This is a genomic window from Serinibacter arcticus, from assembly GCF_003121705.1.
Taxonomy (GTDB): domain Bacteria; phylum Actinomycetota; class Actinomycetes; order Actinomycetales; family Beutenbergiaceae; genus Litorihabitans.
Map to the genome: position 1 here is coordinate 2,481,716 of NZ_PYHR01000002.1, position 15,895 is coordinate 2,497,610.

Below are 15,895 nucleotides of genomic sequence, written 5' to 3' on the forward strand. Positions count from 1 at the left end.
GTAACGAGCCACGTCGCAGAGCGTGGCCGGGGTGCCTGTTCCTGTCTCGTAGGCCAGTCTGGATGAATGACTCGACGGAACATTCTCGGACAGGAAATCTCGCCACGACTTCAGCTCGTAGGTGGGCTCGTGCTCATGGCAATCGGAGTGACGTGGCTCGCCGTCGTCGCCTCCTCCGCCAACACTGACTGGCGGCTCCTGATCGGTCTTGGGTGGCTCGGCGTCGGGATACTCACCGTGGTGCAGTACCGACGCGACAAGAACACGGACAGTGACCGATCTGCCGGGCCGACAGGAGAGTAGCAACGAGCCGGTCTGACTGATCTCACGATCGCCGGAGCGGTGAGCTCGAACTTCGTGCGAGAACATGCCGGCCGGGCCCAGGTAGCCGTTCCACGTGAAACGGAGCTCACCCGTCGTCCGGGCGACCAGACGTCACCGCTCAGCCCGACGGCGACGATGGCAACGCTGTCCCGGCGACGCCGACCTCAGGCCCGCCGGATCTCCACCACGCGAGTCACGTCACCGTCACCGAGCACATCGACCTCATGAACCACGCCGACGCCCGCACCCGGCAGCTTCTTCAGCACCGGCTGCGCTGCCGCCAGCTCCTCCGACGCCCGGGCACCCTTCATCGCGACGAGGGCGCCGCCGCGGGCGACGAGCGGCCAGGTCCAGCGAGCCAGCTTGTCGAGCGCGGCCACGGCCCTGGCAGTCACGGCTTGGCAGACCAGCTTTCCGTGGAGCTCCTGGGCCTGGTTCTGGTGCAGCACGACGTTGTCGAGGGATAAGGTTGTCGCTACAAGTTTCAACCACTCGACCCGGCGCTCCATCGGCTCGACGAGGTGGAACTCCAGGTCGGGTCGCATCGCCGCGAGAACGATGCCGGGGAGACCTGCTCCCGATCCGACGTCCGCCACGACACCGGACTCCGGCAGGTACGGCGCGACGGCCGCCGAGTTCACGATGTGCCGCGTCCACAGACGGTCGATCTCGCGGGGGCCGATCAGGCCCCGCTCCTCACCGTGCGTCCGGAGCAGCTCGGCGAACCCCACGGCGTCGTCGAATCCGAGCCCGAGCGCCCGGCGGCTACCGACCTCGTCGACGACGAGAACCCCGCCGTCGTTCGTCTCGATCGCCGGGCTCTCGCCGGGAGCTGCCTCAGAAGCCGTCACCGCGGCGTCACCATCCCTCGTCGTCACGCGCACCGGCCTCAGGAGGGCCGGATGACCACGCGGCGGTTGGGCTCGACACCCTCGGAGTCTGACGTCAGTCCGGCGGCGGCCACGGCATCGTGGACCACCTTGCGCTCGAACGGGTTCATCGCGTCGAGGGCGACGGACTCACCGGACGACTTCACGTCGGCGATCGCCTCGGTCGCGAGGGCCTCGAGGTCGCGACGCTGCGCCGCGCGGTGTCCGGCGACGTCGAGCATCAGCCGGCTGCGCTCGCCCGTCCGGGCCTGCACGGCGAGACGGGTGAGCTCCTGGAGGGCGTCCAGCACCTCGCCCTCGGCACCCACGAGACGCGTCAGCGCACCCGGGTCCTCGTCGGAGACGATCTCCACGGCGGCGCGACCGTGCTCCACGCCGATGTCGATGTCCCCGTCGAGGTCGGCGATGTCGAGCAGCTCCTCCAGGTAGTCCGCCGCGACCTCACCCTCCTCCTCGAGGCGGGTCGGAGCGGGCGGTGTCTCCACCGCGGCGACGCCGGTGTCGTCGTTCGTCATGCGCTTCCTTCCGATCACGGCGCGTGGCCGATGGGGTGCTGGGTGGGCGTGCGGACGCCAGGCGTCCGAGCTACTTCTTCTTCCGCTTGCGCGGATTCGAGAGCGTCGCCGACGGCTTGTCCTCGAGCACCGCGTCCTCCACGGGCTCGGCGACCGGAGCATCCTCGACGACCTCGTCCTCGAGCGGGGACGGACCGGCCGTCTCCGAAGGGCGAAGACCCTTGCGCTTGGCGCGGTCCTTGCCCACGGGCTGCTGCCGCTGGCCGCGGACGGGGGCGTCGGTGATGACGTCGACGCCACCCTCGGCGTGAGCCTCGTCCTCGAGCGTCGTGCCTCGACGCGCAGCCTTGCGCGCCTTCCGCTCGAGCATGGCCGTCTCGGCCTCGGACCCGGGCGCCGGGTTGCGGCGGATGACGTAGAACTGCTGCCCCATGGACCACAGGTTGGTGGTGGTCCAGTAGATGAGCACACCGATCGGGAAGTTCACGCCCGTGACGGCGAAGATCAGCGGGAAGATGTACATCAGCATCTTCTGCTGACGGGCCATCGGGTTGTCGAGCGCGGACGCCGGCATGTTCTTCATCGTCAGCTGACGCTGCGTGAGGAACTGCGTGGCGCACATCGCGAGGATGAGGATGACCGTGACGACGCGGACCTGCGCCGTCGCCCCCTGCATGAGGAAGGTCGAGGAGAGCGGCGCACCGAAGAGCGTGGAGTTCTCGGCCTCGTTGGCGAGAGCGGCCGTCATCGGGCCGATGGGGCCCCGGGTCTCGTTGGCGATCTGCGGCAGCTGGTACAGCACGCGGAACAGCGCGAAGAAGATCGGCGACTGCGCCAGGATCGGCAGGCAGGAGGCGAACGGGTTGGTGCCCGCGCCCCGGTAGATCGCCATCATCTCCTGCTGCATGGCCTGGCGGGAGGCGGGGTCGGTCTTCCCCTTGTACTTCTTCTGCAGCTTCTGGATCTCCGGCTGAACGATCTGCATGCCTCGGGAGGCACGGATCTGCCGCACGAACAGCGGGATCAGCAGGATGCGGATGATGATCACCAGCACGACGATCGACAGGATCCAGGACCACCCGGAGGCGTCCATACCGAGCGAGACGAACACGCTGTGCGCGTTCACCATGATCCAGGCGACCACCCACATGATGGGGGTGAGGATCGTGTCGAACCAGTCCATCGTCCGCCTTACTCCTTCTGGGGCTGTGGTCCGAGCAGTCGGACCGGGATCGAGCGTACGGCGTTCGCCGCTCGGGCAAGCAATCGTTCAGTGCGAGTGGGACGGTGGTGCGGTCGCGTCACGTTCGACGACGCCGTCCCACCCGGGCCACCGCTCCCCGCGCCGGGGCGGGAAGTCGACGCCACCGCGCGCCCACGGGTTGCACCGCAGCACGCGGTACACCGCGAGCACCGTCCCGACACCGGCCCCGCGCTCGCGGAGCGACATCACCGCGTACGCCGAACAGCTCGGGTAGAACCGGCACCGGGGCCCGAGCAGCGGCGAGATCGCGAGCTGGTAGCCGCGCACCGCCGCAACGAGCACCCGAGAGACGAACGACGGCGAGCGGTCGTCGGTTCCTTCGGCCGGCGGAGCCGGCACGGAACCCGACTCCGACGAGCCGACGCCGGCGGGATCCTCCCCGCGCGCACTCACGCGCGAGCCGCCGTCCGGCGCTGGGCCCGCTGCCATGCGCTGTCGAGCTCGGTGGCGAGAAGGTCACCCTCCGCCGTCGCGCTCGGCGGCAGCGCGCGCACCACGAGCCGCGACCCGGGCTCGAGCCGGTCGAGCCGGTCGGCGACGAGGTGCCGCAGCCGGCGCTTCACGCGGTTACGGACGACGGCGGTGCCCACGGCTTTCGATACGACGAAACCCACCAGGGCGCTGGGCACTGGTGGGTCGTCGGGCCGGAGCAGGTGCACGACGAGGGTGGAGTTCCCACTTCGGACACCACGGCGCATCGTGACGGAGAAGTCGCTTCCTTCACGCATCCGGTGCGCCGCGCTCAGCACGGTTCAGGCAGAGAGCTCCGTGCGGCCCTTGCGACGGCGCGCCGCGAGGATCGCGCGGCCGGCGCGGGTACGCATCCGGAGACGGAAGCCGTGCACCTTGGCACGACGCCGGTTGTTCGGCTGAAAAGTCCGCTTGGTCACGGCTGATCTCACATTCGTTCGGGCGGTGGCGCGGTCTCGGTCATCGCAGGGGCGGCGCCGACCTGGAGCCCCACACAATCTGAGCACACCGCCGGACGTGCCCCACGGGTGGCAGGCAGCATCGACGGCGCGCGTTTGCGCGACTGAAGAACGATACGCGCCAGCCCGCCCCAGGTCAAAGCGCGGGCCGGTCGGGCAGGGCCCGGCCCCTATCATCGAGGTCGCCGGTGCACCGGGTACGCGGCCGCACCAGCAACTTTACGAGGACGTTGCCCACACAGTTGTCCACAGGCTGTGGGTGACGGGCTCGCGCAAGGGACACTAGAACCATGACCACTGACGACGCACTCTCCGACCTCGACCAGAGCTGGGCTCACGTGGTCGATCGGCTGCGCAGCATGCTGCCGCCGTCGCAGCACGCCTTCGTCAGGCTCACCAAGCCGCTCGGCGTGCTGAACGGCACCCTCCTCATCGCCGCGCCGAGCGACTTCGCCAAGGAGTTCCTCGAGACGCGGGCCCGTGAGGAGATCATCGCAGCCCTGTTCGACCAGCTCGGCGAGCGGCTGTCCCTCGCCGTGACGATCGACCCGTCGCTGCTCGACGCCGATCCCGCCGTCGAGGCCGAGCCGGAGCCGGCCCCCGAGCCGGAGCCCGCGCCCGAACCCGTGCGGGCACCGGCCCACCGCGAGCCGTCGTCTCCCCGGCACGACGACGAGAACCTGTCCTCGTACCGCGCAGCCGAGCGGGCCGCCGAGCGCCGCGGCCTCACGTCGGCCGACCCGGCCACGTCGGGCGTCGACCAGGCCCGTCTCAACCAGGCCTACACGTTCGACACCTTCGTCACCGGATCGAGCAACCGTTTCGCGAACGCCGCCGCGTTCGCCGTCGCCGAGGCGCCGGCCAAGGCCTACAACCCGCTGTTCATCTACGGGGACTCCGGTCTGGGCAAGACCCACCTGCTGCACGCGATCGGTCACTACGCCCAGCGGCTCTACCCCGGGGTGCGCGTGCGCTACGTGAACTCAGAGGAGTTCACCAACGACTTCATCAACTCCATCCGCGACGACAAGGCCGAGTCCTTCCAGCGTCGCTACCGCAGCGTGGACGTCCTCCTCATCGACGACATCCAGTTCCTGCAGGGCAAGAAGGAGACGATGGAGGAGTTCTTCCACACCTTCAACTCCCTCCACAACGCCAACAAGCAGGTCGTGATCACGTCCGACGTCGCGCCCAAGTACCTGGACGGGTTCGCCGACCGGATGCGCAGCCGCTTCGAGTGGGGCCTCATCACGGACATCCAGCCGCCGGACCTGGAGACCCGCATCGCGATCCTTCGCAAGAAGGCGGGCCGGGAGCAGCTGTCCGCGCCCGACGACGTGCTGAGCTACATCGGGTCGCGCATCTCCACCAACATCCGCGAGCTCGAGGGCGCGCTCATCCGAGTGACGGCGTTCGCCAACCTCAACGGGCAGCCGGTCGACCTGCCGCTGGCCGAGATGGTGCTGAAGGACCTCATCACCGAGGACGGCGACGCCGAGATCACGCCCGCGGTGATCATGGCCCAGACCGCCACCTACTTCGGCGTCACGATGGACGCGCTGTGCAGCGCGGACCGCACCCGCGTGCTCGTCAACGCCCGTCAGATCGCGATGTACCTGTGCCGCGAGCTCACCGACCTCTCGCTCCCGAAGATCGGCCAGATCTTCGGCGGCCGCGACCACACGACGGTGATGCACGCCGATCGGAAGATCCGTGAGCTCATGCAGAAGAACCGCTCGACCTTCACCCAGGTGACCGAGCTGACGAACCGGATCAAGCAGCAGAACAAGGCCTGAGCAGCCGAACTCTCAAGTTCCACCTGAAGATGTGCACAGGTGTGGACAAAGCTGGGGATCACCGTGGATAAGGATGACAAGTTCGTGGACAGGGACCTCGCGACCGGTGGACTCCACGTCATGTCATTCACCTCGATCCACGCACACCCCCGCTCCACCCACAGCTGGCTCCCGGCGTCGTCCCCATGGAGTTTCGGCTCCTGACCTGCGCGGACGAGGGTTGTCCCCAGGATCCACACCCCCTACTACTACGACGACACCTAGATGGATGAGATGGATGTGGACAGCCAATGCCGGACCTCGAGCCCCTGCCGGCCGGACCGAGCGATCTGGGGACGACGCCGAGGCGGCCAGGTCTTCCAGGCTCCGTTAGGGTGAGCCACAGGTTTGACTACCGGTCATCGACGCCTGCCCGCAGGCGAGCAAGGAATGGTGCAAAGACGTGAAGTTCACCGTCGAGCGTGACGTGCTGGCCGAGGCCGTCACGTGGACAGCGCGCTCCCTGCCGTCCCGTCCGAGCATCCCCGTCCTGGCCGGTGTGCGCCTCGAGGCCTCCACCGCCGGAACCCTGGCGCTGTCGAGCTTCGACTACGAGGTCTCCGCGGTCTCCGAGATCACGGCCGACGTCTCCGAGGCGGGCACGGTCCTGGTCTCCGGGCGTCTGCTCGCCGAGATCTCCCGCTCCCTGCCGTCCAAGCCGGTCGAGATCGTGGTCGAGGGCACGCGCGCCGTCGTCACCTGCGGGTCCAGCCGCTTCACGCTGCTGACGATGCCGCTCGAGGACTACCCCGCGCTGCCGACCCTCCCGCCGGCGTCGGGCACGATCGACGCCCACGCCTTTGCCGAGGCCGTCTCCCAGGTCACGATCGCCGCGAGCCGCGACGAGACGCTGCCGCTGCTCACCGGCGTCCGGCTGGAGATCGAGGGCGACACGCTCACGCTGCTCGCCACCGACCGGTACCGCCTCGCCATGCGCGAGGTCGCCTGGAACCCCTCGACCCCGGGCCTCTCGGCCACGGCGCTCGTCCGGGCCCGCACGCTGTCCGAGGTCGCGAAGTCGCTCACCAGCGCCGGTTCGCTGAGCATCTCCCTCCCGGGCGGTGCGGGCAGCGAGATCGTCGGCTTCGAGGCCGGCGGCCGTCGCACGACGTCGCTGCTCGTCGACGGCGACTACCCGCCCGTCCGTCGCCTGTTCCCCGAGGCCACCACCTCGCACGCCGTCGTCGCGACGCAGAGCCTCGTCGAGGCCGCCCGCCGCGTGGCGCTCGTGGCCGAGCGCAACACCCCGATCCGCCTGGAGTTCTCCGAGGGTCAGGTCGTCCTCGAGGCCGGCCAGGGCGAGGACGCGCAGGCGTCCGAGGCCATCGAGTCGAGCTTCGACGGTGAGACGATCACCACCGCCTACAACCCGGGCTACCTTCTGGACGCGCTCGGCGCCGTCGGCAAGGAGTTCACGCGGATCTCGTTCACGCACGGCACCAAGCCGTCGGTGATCACGGGCCAGACCGCGATCGACTCGACCGAGGACTCGGGCTTCCGGTACCTGATCCAGCCCATCCGCTTCGCGGGCTGAGCTCCTGCCGCGGTGCACGTCTCCGACCTCGCGCTGACGGACTTCCGGTCCTACCCGGAGGTGGTGCTCGCGATCCCTGCGGGCATCACCGCGTTCGTCGGCCCGAACGGCCAGGGCAAGACGAACCTGGTGGAGTCGATCGGCTACCTCGGGGCGTTCTCGAGCCACCGCGTCTCCTCCGACGCCCCGCTGGTGCGTCAGGGCTGCGAGCGGGCGGTCATCCGGGCACGGGTGCAGCGCGGTGAGCGGCCGAGCGTCGTGGAGATCGAGCTCAACGCCGGTCGGGCGAACAAGGCGCGCGTCGATCGCGCCCCCGTTCCCCGGATCCGCGACGCAGCCGGCATCGTCCGGTCGGTGATCTTCGCGCCCGAGGACCTCGCACTGGTCAAGGGCGATCCCGACGTGCGACGGCGGTTCCTCGACGACCTGCTGGTCCAGCTCACGCCGCGCCTGGCCTCCGTCCGCTCCGACTACGACCGGGTGCTGCGTCAGCGCACCACCCTGCTGAAGTCCGCCGGTGCCGTGCGCGGCGGGCGTCGCGCCGTCGCCGCGGCCGCCGAGGACGAGGCCACCTCGGGGGGTGGTGCCCGTTCCGCCGCGCTGCGCACGCTCGACGTGTGGGACGCGCAGCTCGCGGCGGCCGGGTCGCAGCTGATCGCGGCCCGCGTCGACCTCGTTCGTCGGCTCCGTCCGCACCTCGCCTCCGCCTACGAGCAGGTGTCCTCCGCGCAGGGCGAGCTCGCCGTCACCTACCGGGCGAGCGTGACCCAGGCCCGTCCCGACGACGCCCCGGACGCGACCCTGCCCGGCGAGGCTCCGGCGTCCACGCTGGAGCTGGAGGAGGAGCTGCTCAGCCCCGACCTCGTCGAGGCGCGTCTCCTGGAGGCGATGTCCCGGCTGCGTCCCAAGGAGCTCGAGCGCGGTGTCTCCCTCGTGGGACCGCACCGCGACGACGCCGACCTCGTCCTCGGCGGACTCCCCGTGAAGGGCTACGCCTCGCACGGCGAGTCGTGGTCGGTGTCGCTCGCGCTGCGCCTGGCGAGCTTCGAGCTGCTGCGCGGCGACGACTGGGGCGGCGGCGACCCGGTGCTCATCCTCGACGACGTGTTCGCCGAGCTCGACTCCCGCCGTCGTCAGCGCCTCGCCGCCCTGGTGGCGCCGGCCGAGCAGGTGCTGCTCACCGCGGCCGTCGCCGAGGAAGTGCCGGCCGAGCTGGACGGGGCGCGCTTCGACGTCATGGCCGGTGAGGTCACCCGTGTCCGCTGACGAGCCCCGCCCGGCCGCCGGCCGGACGCCCGCCATCGCTCCGCCGTCGCCACCCGTCCCCACCCCCGCCACCGATGCGGCCGCCGCGGCCCTCGGCCGCGCCCGCGAGGCCGCCCGCTCCAAGGGGCTCCACCCCGGGAGCCCGCGTCCCCGCCGTCGCGGGATCATCCCGGGCACCGGTCCCGGCTTCCCCGAGCAGCGCAGCCGCGATCCGCAGATGATGGGCGACCAGCTGAGCCGGCTGATGGCCGAGCACGGCTGGAACGCGCCGGTCTCGGTCGGGTCGGTGATGGGGCGGTGGCGCGAGATCGTCGGCGACGTCGCCGACCACGCGACGCCCGAGACGTTCACCGACGGCAAGCTCGTCGTCCGCGCCGACTCCACGGCCTGGGCGACCCAGCTCGGGCTGCTCGTGCCGCAGCTGCAGCGCCGCATGGACGAGGAGATCGGCGAGGGCGTGATCGCCGAGATCGTCGTCCTCGGTCCGGGGGCGCCCTCCTGGATCCGGGGTCCGCGCGTCGTCCCGGGACGGGGTCCGCGCGACACCTACGGCTGACGGCGCGGACGCGGCGGCTGGGCACAGTCGGTACGGCGACGAGATGCCGGTCGAGAGGCCGCGGGAGACGTCGACCTACGCGGGGACGCCCCGTCGTCCACAAAAGTGCGTGTGAGGCCGGATTTCGTGCGTCTGAGGGGTAGAATCAGGGGCAGGAGTCCGGCAGGCGTGAAACGGCGTGTCTCGAACACCCGCGAAGGTTCGGCCAGACCTTGCATGCGTCCGCGACCCCCGGGTCCACCGGCGTGTGCCCCCAGCTGATACGAGGACACGTTGACACAGCCGCAGCAGCCCGCCGAGACCGCCGCGCCCCAGACCGGGTACGACGCCCAGAACATCACCGTTCTGGAGGGTCTCGAGGCCGTCCGCAAGCGCCCCGGCATGTACATCGGCTCCACCGGTGAGCGCGGTCTGCACCACCTGGTCTACGAGATCGTCGACAACTCCGTCGACGAGGCGCTCGCCGGCTACTGCGACCACATCGAGGTGACGCTGCTGGCCGACGGCGGGGTCCGCGTCGTCGACAACGGCCGCGGCATCCCCGTGGCGATCCACCCGACCGAGGGCAAGCCCACGCTCGAGGTCGTCATGACGATCCTGCATGCCGGCGGCAAGTTCGGGGGTGGCGGCTACGCCGTCTCCGGCGGCCTGCACGGCGTCGGCATGTCCGTGGTGAACGCGCTGTCCCACCGCATGGACTCGGTCGTCAAGCGCGACGGGTACACGTGGTCGCTGAGCTTCTCCGACGGCGGCAAGCCGATCGACGAGATCAAGCGCGGCGAGCCCACGAGCGAGACGGGGACCCAGCAGACGTTCTGGGCCGACCCGACGATCTTCGAGACCACGACCTACGACTTCGAGACGCTGCGCTCGCGGTTCCAACAGATGGCGTTCCTCAACAAGGGTCTTCAGATCTCACTGACGGACGAGCGCGCGAACGCGGTCGACGTCGACGACGAGGTGGCGGACTCCGGGACCGACAACACGGCCGACAAGGCCGGCGACGTCGACACGACCCACCACCGCACGGTCACCTACCGCTACGACGGCGGCCTGGTGGACTATGTGCGCCACCTGAACAAGGCCAAGAAGGCCGACCTCGTGCACGAGGAGATCATCGATTTCGAGGCGGAGGACACCGTCCGCACGATCTCGCTCGAGATCGCGATGCAGTGGACGACGGCGTACACGGACTCCGTCCACACCTACGCCAACACGATCAACACCTCCGAGGGCGGCACCCACGAGGAGGGCTTCCGCGCCGCGCTGACCACGCTGGTCAACCGCTACGCGCGCGAGAAGAACATCCTCAAGGAGAAGGAGGAGAACCTCACGGGCGAGGACATCCGCGAGGGCCTCACCTGCGTCATCTCCATCAAGCTCGGCGAGCCCCAGTTCGAGGGCCAGACGAAGACGAAGCTGGGCAACACCGAGGCGCGCACGTTCACGCAGAAGGTCGTGTTCGAGCAGCTGGGCGACTGGTTCGACTCCCACCCGGCCGAGGCCAAGGAGATCATCCGGAAGTCCATCCAGGCCTCCGCGGCCCGGATGGCCGCCCGCAAGGCGCGCGAGGCGACCCGACGCAAGGGCCTGCTCGAGGGCGTCGGCATGCCCGGCAAGCTCCGCGACTGCTCCAGCCGCGACGCCTCGATCTCCGAGGTGTTCATCGTCGAGGGTGACTCCGCCGGCGGCTCCGCCGTCCAGGGCCGCAACCCCGAGACGCAGGCGATCATGCCGATCCGCGGCAAGATCCTGAACGTCGAGAAGGCCCGGCTCGACCGCGCGCTCGGCAACCAGGAGATCCAGGGCCTCATCTCGGCGTTCGGCACCGGCATCGGTGAGGACTTCAACATCGAGAAGCTCCGGTACCACAAGATCGTGCTGATGGCCGATGCCGACGTCGACGGCCAGCACATCGCGACGCTGCTGCTCACGCTGCTCTTCCGCTACATGCGCGGGCTGCTGGAGCACGGCCACGTCTACCTGGCCGCGCCGCCGCTCTACAAGCTGAAGTGGACCAACGCCCCGCACGGCTACGCCTACTCCGACCGCGAGCGCGACGCGCTGCTCAAGGTCGGCCGCGACGCCGGTCACCGCCTCCCCAAGGAGGGCGGGATCCAGCGCTACAAGGGTCTGGGCGAGATGAACTACAACGAACTGTGGGAGACCACGATGGACCCGGAGTCACGGATCCTCAAGCAGGTCACGATCGGCGAGGCCGCCATGGCCGACGAGATCTTCTCCATCCTCATGGGCGAGGACGTTGAGTCGCGCCGCTCCTTCATCCAGCGCAACGCGCGGGACGTGAGATTCCTCGACATCTGATCGAGCACTCCCACCCCGCAGGCCGGTGCGCGAGCGCGCGCCACGTAGAACAGGACCACAGTGACCCAGCCTCCCGACGACACCAACGGCCCCGACGACGGCACCGACGGCATCGAGCTCCCCGAGAGCGCGATCGCCGAGCTCGCGCTGCACAACCACGGCCGCATCGAGCAGGTCGACCTCCAGCTGGAGATGCAGCGCAGCTACCTCGACTACGCGATGAGCGTCATCGTGGGCCGCGCGCTGCCCGAGGTCCGCGACGGCCTCAAGCCGGTGCACCGCCGCGTGCTGTACGCGATGTACGACGGCGGCTACCGCCCCGAGTCGGCGTTCTCCAAGTGCACCCGCGTCGTCGGCGAGGTGATGGGTAACTACCACCCCCACGGCGACTCCCCGATCTACGACACCCTCGTCCGCCTCGTACAGCCGTGGACCATGCGCTACCCGCTGGTCTGGGGCCAGGGCAACTTCGGCTCGGCCGGCGACGACTCCGCCGCCGCCCCGCGGTACACGGAGTGCAAGCTCGCCCCCCTGGCCATGGAGATGGTCCGCGACATCGACAAGAACACCGTCGAGTTCGGCGACAACTACGACGGCCGCACGCGCGAGCCGCTCGTGCTCCCGGCCCGCTACCCCAACCTGCTGGTCAACGGCAGCGCGGGCATCGCCGTCGGCATGGCCACCAACATCCCGCCGCACAACCTGCGCGAGGTCGCCTCCGGCGCCCAGTGGTTCCTCGAGAACCCGGACGCGAGCAACAACGAGCTGCTCGCCGCGCTGCTGCAGCGCGTCAAGGGCCCCGACTTCCCCACGGGTGCGACGATCCTCGGCATCAAGGGCATCGAGGACGCCTACCGGACCGGCCGCGGCTCGATCACGATGCGCGCCGTCGTGGAGGTCGAGGAGCTCCAGGGCCGGCAGTGCCTCGTGGTCTCGGAGCTGCCCTACCAGGTCAACCCCGACCGCCTCGCCGCCAAGATCGCCGAGCTGGTGCGCGACGGCAAGGTCTCCGGGATCGCCGACCTCCGTGACGAGACCTCCGGTCGCGCGGGCCAGCGCCTCGTCGTCGTGCTCAAGCGCGACGCCGTCGCGAAGGTCGTGCTGAACAACCTCTACAAGCACACGCAGCTGCAGGAGACCTTCGGCGCGAACATGCTCGCGCTGGTCGACGGCGTGCCGCGCACGCTCAGCCTCGACGCGTTCATCCGGCACTGGGTGGACCACCAGATCGAGGTCATCGTCCGCCGCACGCAGTACCTGCTGGACGCCGCCGAGAAGCGCATCCACATCCTGCGCGGTCTGCTCAAGGCGCTCGACGCCCTGGACGAGGTCATCGCGCTCATCCGTCGTTCGCCGTCGGCCGAGGAGGCCCGCACGGGCCTGATGGACCTGCTGACGATCGACGAGATCCAGGCGACGGCGATCCTCGACATGCAGCTGCGCCGTCTCGCCGCGCTCGAGCGGGCCCGCATCCTGTCGGACTTCCAGGCCATCGAGGCCGAGATCCTCGACTACCAGAGCATCCTGGCGAGCCCGCAGCGCCAGCGCACGATCATCTCGACCGAGCTCGCGGCCATCGTCGACAAGTACGGCGACGACCGCCGGTCGACGATCCTCCCCTACGACGGCGACATGAACGTCGAGGACCTCATCCCCGTCGAGGACATCGTCGTGACGATCACGCGCGGCGGCTACGCCAAGCGGACGCGGACCGACGCCTACCGGGCCCAGCGCCGCGGCGGCAAGGGCGTCAAGGGAGCCCAGCTGCGGGGCGACGACGTCGTGAACCACTTCTTCGTGACGACGACGCACAACTGGCTGCTGTTCTTCACCAACCTCGGCCGGGTCTACCGCGCGAAGGGCTACGAGCTGCCGGAGGGCGGTCGTGACGCCAAGGGTCAGCACGTGGCGAACATGCTCGCGTTCCAGCCGGGCGAGGAGATCGCCCAGGTCCTGACGATCAAGGACTACGCCTCGGCGGACTACCTGGTCCTCGCGACCAAGCGGGGCCTCGTGAAGAAGACGCGCCTGGCGGAGTACAACTCCACCCGGTCCGGCGGCGTCATCGCGATCAACCTGCGCTCCGACGGCGAGGGCGAGGTCGACGAGGTCGTGGCGGCACGCCTGGCGAACGCCGACGACGACCTGCTGCTCGTCTCGCGCGGCGGCCAGTCGATCCGCTTCACCGCGAGCGACGACGCGCTGCGGCCGATGTCGCGCGCCACGTCCGGCGTCACGGGCATGAAGTTCCGCGAGGAGGACGAGCTGCTCTCGATGGACGTCGTCCGCGAGGGCTCCGCGCTGTTCACCGTGACGGACGGCGGCTTCGCCAAGCGCACGCTGCTCGGCGAGTACCGCGTCCAGGGCCGCGGTGGGCTCGGCATCAAGGTCGCCAACGTCGTGGAGTCGCGCGGCCACCTCGTCGGCGCGCTCGTCACGGACGAGCTCGACGAGGTGCTGGTCATCATGGAGCGCGGCAAGGTCGTGCGCTCCGCCGTCTCCGGCGTCAACCTCACGGGTCGCAACACCCAGGGCGTCACGTTCGCCAAGCCCGACAAGGGCGATCGCATCATCGCGGTCGCGCTCGGGGAGCGTTCGGACGGCGTCGTGGCCGAGGCGGACGACGCGGGTGGCGACGGTGAGGATTCCGTGGAGGGTGCCGCCGTCGGGACGGATCGGCTTCCGCCCGCGGACGGCGATGCCGTAGCGTCGCCTGCGGCCGAGGACGGTGCGCGGGAGTCTGCGCGCGCCGACGTCGAGCCCGACGCCGATGAGCACGAGGAAGAGACCAGATGAGTCAGCCGAAGTCGTCCCGCCCCACCACCGGCGCCGGTAAGTCCGGCGGCACCGGTGGCGGCAAGGGACCGGTGCGCACGTCCGCCATCAAGGCGGTGCGCCAGAACGGTCCCGCGACGATGACGGTCGAGGAGGACTCCGCGGCCGGCGGCCACGACGTCCCGGCCTCGATCCGGCCCGCGTCCTCGTCCCGGGCGAGCAGCACCTCCGGCTCGACCTCGACGGACTCCGCGCCGTCGGCACCGGTGCGTCCCGCCGGTCCGCGCCGGGTGCGCCTGTCGGTCTCGCGCATCGACCCGTGGTCCGTGATGAAGCTCGGCTTCCTCCTCTCGGTGGCCGCCGGCATCATGACCGTCGTCGCGGCCGCCGTGTCGTGGCAGGTGCTGGACTCGATGGGCGTCTTCGCCGATCTCCAGTCGCTCGTGACCGATCTCGGCGCGACCACCCAGTTCGGCCCGATCCTCGAGTACCTCAAGCTGAACAACATCATGTCGATGGCGGTCATCGTCGCCGTCGTGAACGTCGCGCTCATCACGGCCATCTCGACGCTGTTCGCCTTCCTGTACAACATCGTGGCGGCGCTGGTCGGCGGCCTCCACATGACGCTGACGGACGACTGAGCCCCACGTCGACCGCAGCTCCTCGTTTTGGTCGGGAGCCCCTTCGTGGGGTAACCTCGACCGGCGCGTGAGGGGGACTCCAGTCCCCGGAACCGCGCCTCGGGCCTATAGCTCAGTTGGTTAGAGCGCTTCACTGATAATGAAGAGGTCCCGCGTTCAAGTCGCGGTAGGCCCACAGAACACCCCAGGAGGACCACGATGAAGAAGCTCCTCGTCCTTGGCGTCATCGCCGGACTCGGATACCTCGTCTGGCGCGAGATCGCTGCCGAGAAGGCCGAGCGCGACCTCTGGGAAGAGATCACCGATCCGCTGGAGGGGTGACTCCCACCCGGTCCCGGAGTAGGTTCTCGGGATCACGGGGCCTTGGCGCAATTGGTAGCGCACCTGCTTTGCAAGCAGGGGGTTAGGGGTTCGAGTCCCCTAGGCTCCACCACCGTTCGACGCGGCTGAGGCCGCGCACGCCGCACAGCGGCCCGGGACTAGCCCTGCAGCAGCACCGGCACGAGCTGCACCGGGTCGTTCTCCCCCACCGTCACCGTGATCTCTCCCTCGAGCACGGTCACCTGGACCGCCATGCGCCGGGAGACCTGCGCGCCCAGCTCCTTGATCTGGGCCGAAGGGAGCTGCACGACGGTCAGCGTCTCGAAGCCGCCGACGCGCGGGGCGATCGTGCGCCACCACTGCTCGACCGCGGTCCCGAACGGGTGGACGACGACGGACTCGGCCCGGCGGACCGCCTTCGTCACCGTCTTCTCGTCCGGCTGACCCACCATGATCGCCTCGAGCTCGCGGCCCGTGAGGTCGGCCAGCAGCAGGTCGGAGGTGTCCGGCGTCGGGAGGCCGGCGCTGAAGGTCAGCGACGCGTCGACCTCCGCCAGGCGGTGGGCTCGCAGGGCGAAGGCGATCAGGCGCACCATCATCCGGTCCTCCGTCTCGCTCGGGTGTCGAGCGAGCGTGAGGGTGTGGTCCTCGTAGCAGCCGTGGTCGATGTCGGAGACGGACAGCTCGATCTTCACGATCGTTGCGGAGAGGGCCATGGGG

15 protein-coding genes and 2 tRNA genes are annotated in these 15,895 nt (G+C 69.7%); 10 read left to right on the forward strand and 7 right to left on the reverse strand.

Going from position 1 to position 15,895, the window contains the following annotated elements:
• Positions 1 to 488: 488 nt before the first annotated feature.
• The 6 genes from rsmG to rpmH all read right to left on the reverse strand — a co-directional run bounded on the left by rsmG (position 489) and on the right by rpmH (position 3,883).
• Positions 489 to 1,202, reverse strand: coding sequence for a 16S rRNA (guanine(527)-N(7))-methyltransferase RsmG (gene rsmG / locus C8046_RS11195; RefSeq protein WP_235866295.1), 714 nt, complete (start codon positions 1,200 to 1,202; stop codon positions 489 to 491).
• A gap of 11 nt (positions 1,203 to 1,213) precedes the next feature.
• Positions 1,214 to 1,729: a protein jag gene (locus tag C8046_RS11200; protein ID WP_109229505.1), complete on the reverse strand. Its 516-nt coding sequence runs from the start codon at positions 1,727 to 1,729 to the stop codon at positions 1,214 to 1,216.
• Between the two features lie 70 nt (positions 1,730 to 1,799).
• Positions 1,800 to 2,912 (reverse strand): membrane protein insertase YidC, encoded by a 1,113-nt coding sequence (yidC, locus tag C8046_RS11205; RefSeq protein ID WP_109229506.1) that lies wholly within the window; start codon positions 2,910 to 2,912, stop codon positions 1,800 to 1,802.
• 87 nt (positions 2,913 to 2,999) lie between these two features.
• Positions 3,000 to 3,386, reverse strand: coding sequence for a membrane protein insertion efficiency factor YidD (gene yidD / locus C8046_RS11210; protein WP_235866296.1), 387 nt, complete (start codon positions 3,384 to 3,386; stop codon positions 3,000 to 3,002).
• Entirely contained in the window at positions 3,383 to 3,742 is a 360-nt protein-coding gene (gene rnpA / locus C8046_RS11215) for a ribonuclease P protein component (protein WP_109229508.1), read from the reverse strand. The genes yidD and rnpA overlap by 4 nt, the downstream gene beginning before the upstream one ends.
• Before the next feature lie 3 nt (positions 3,743 to 3,745).
• A complete protein-coding gene (gene rpmH / locus C8046_RS11220; protein ID WP_199224450.1) occupies positions 3,746 to 3,883 on the reverse strand; it encodes a 50S ribosomal protein L34 in 138 nt (45 codons plus the stop codon).
• Positions 3,884 to 4,212: 329 nt separating this feature from the next.
• Between rpmH and dnaA the strand changes: the two genes are divergently transcribed.
• From dnaA to C8046_RS11265, 10 genes are all read left to right on the forward strand, one after another.
• A complete protein-coding gene (dnaA, locus tag C8046_RS11225; protein WP_109229510.1) occupies positions 4,213 to 5,718 on the forward strand; it encodes a chromosomal replication initiator protein DnaA in 1,506 nt (501 codons plus the stop codon).
• Between the two features lie 442 nt (positions 5,719 to 6,160).
• Positions 6,161 to 7,291 (forward strand): DNA polymerase III subunit beta, encoded by a 1,131-nt coding sequence (gene dnaN, locus C8046_RS11230; protein ID WP_109229511.1) that lies wholly within the window; start codon positions 6,161 to 6,163, stop codon positions 7,289 to 7,291.
• Positions 7,292 to 7,303: 12 nt separating this feature from the next.
• A complete protein-coding gene (gene recF, locus C8046_RS11235) occupies positions 7,304 to 8,557 on the forward strand; it encodes a DNA replication/repair protein RecF (RefSeq protein WP_109229512.1) in 1,254 nt (417 codons plus the stop codon).
• On the forward strand, positions 8,547 to 9,113 hold the full coding sequence (locus C8046_RS11240) for a DUF721 domain-containing protein (protein WP_235866297.1): 567 nt from the start codon (positions 8,547 to 8,549) through the stop codon (positions 9,111 to 9,113). The genes recF and C8046_RS11240 overlap by 11 nt, the downstream gene beginning before the upstream one ends.
• A gap of 273 nt (positions 9,114 to 9,386) precedes the next feature.
• Positions 9,387 to 11,438 carry a DNA topoisomerase (ATP-hydrolyzing) subunit B gene (gene gyrB / locus C8046_RS11245; protein WP_109229513.1) on the forward strand — a complete coding sequence of 684 codons (2,052 nt, stop codon included), beginning with the start codon at positions 9,387 to 9,389 and terminating at the stop codon, positions 11,436 to 11,438.
• 111 nt (positions 11,439 to 11,549) lie between these two features.
• Positions 11,550 to 14,234: a DNA gyrase subunit A gene (gene gyrA, locus C8046_RS11250; protein WP_235866463.1), complete on the forward strand. Its 2,685-nt coding sequence runs from the start codon at positions 11,550 to 11,552 to the stop codon at positions 14,232 to 14,234.
• Positions 14,231 to 14,854, forward strand: a complete 624-nt coding sequence (locus C8046_RS11255) for a DUF3566 domain-containing protein (RefSeq protein ID WP_109229515.1) — start codon at positions 14,231 to 14,233, stop codon at positions 14,852 to 14,854. The genes gyrA and C8046_RS11255 overlap by 4 nt, the downstream gene beginning before the upstream one ends.
• Positions 14,855 to 14,955: 101 nt before the next feature.
• Positions 14,956 to 15,029: transfer RNA gene (locus C8046_RS11260), tRNA-Ile, on the forward strand.
• Positions 15,030 to 15,052: 23 nt separating this feature from the next.
• Entirely contained in the window at positions 15,053 to 15,175 is a 123-nt protein-coding gene (locus tag C8046_RS18950) for a DLW-39 family protein (RefSeq protein WP_216628975.1), read from the forward strand.
• A gap of 36 nt (positions 15,176 to 15,211) precedes the next feature.
• Positions 15,212 to 15,287: transfer RNA gene (locus C8046_RS11265), tRNA-Ala, on the forward strand.
• A gap of 46 nt (positions 15,288 to 15,333) precedes the next feature.
• On the opposite strand, the gene C8046_RS11270 is transcribed toward C8046_RS11265, so the two are convergent.
• Complete coding sequence (locus C8046_RS11270) at positions 15,334 to 15,891, reverse strand: YaeQ family protein (RefSeq protein ID WP_109229516.1); 558 nt, start codon at positions 15,889 to 15,891, stop codon at positions 15,334 to 15,336.
• Positions 15,892 to 15,895: the final 4 nt, after the last annotated feature.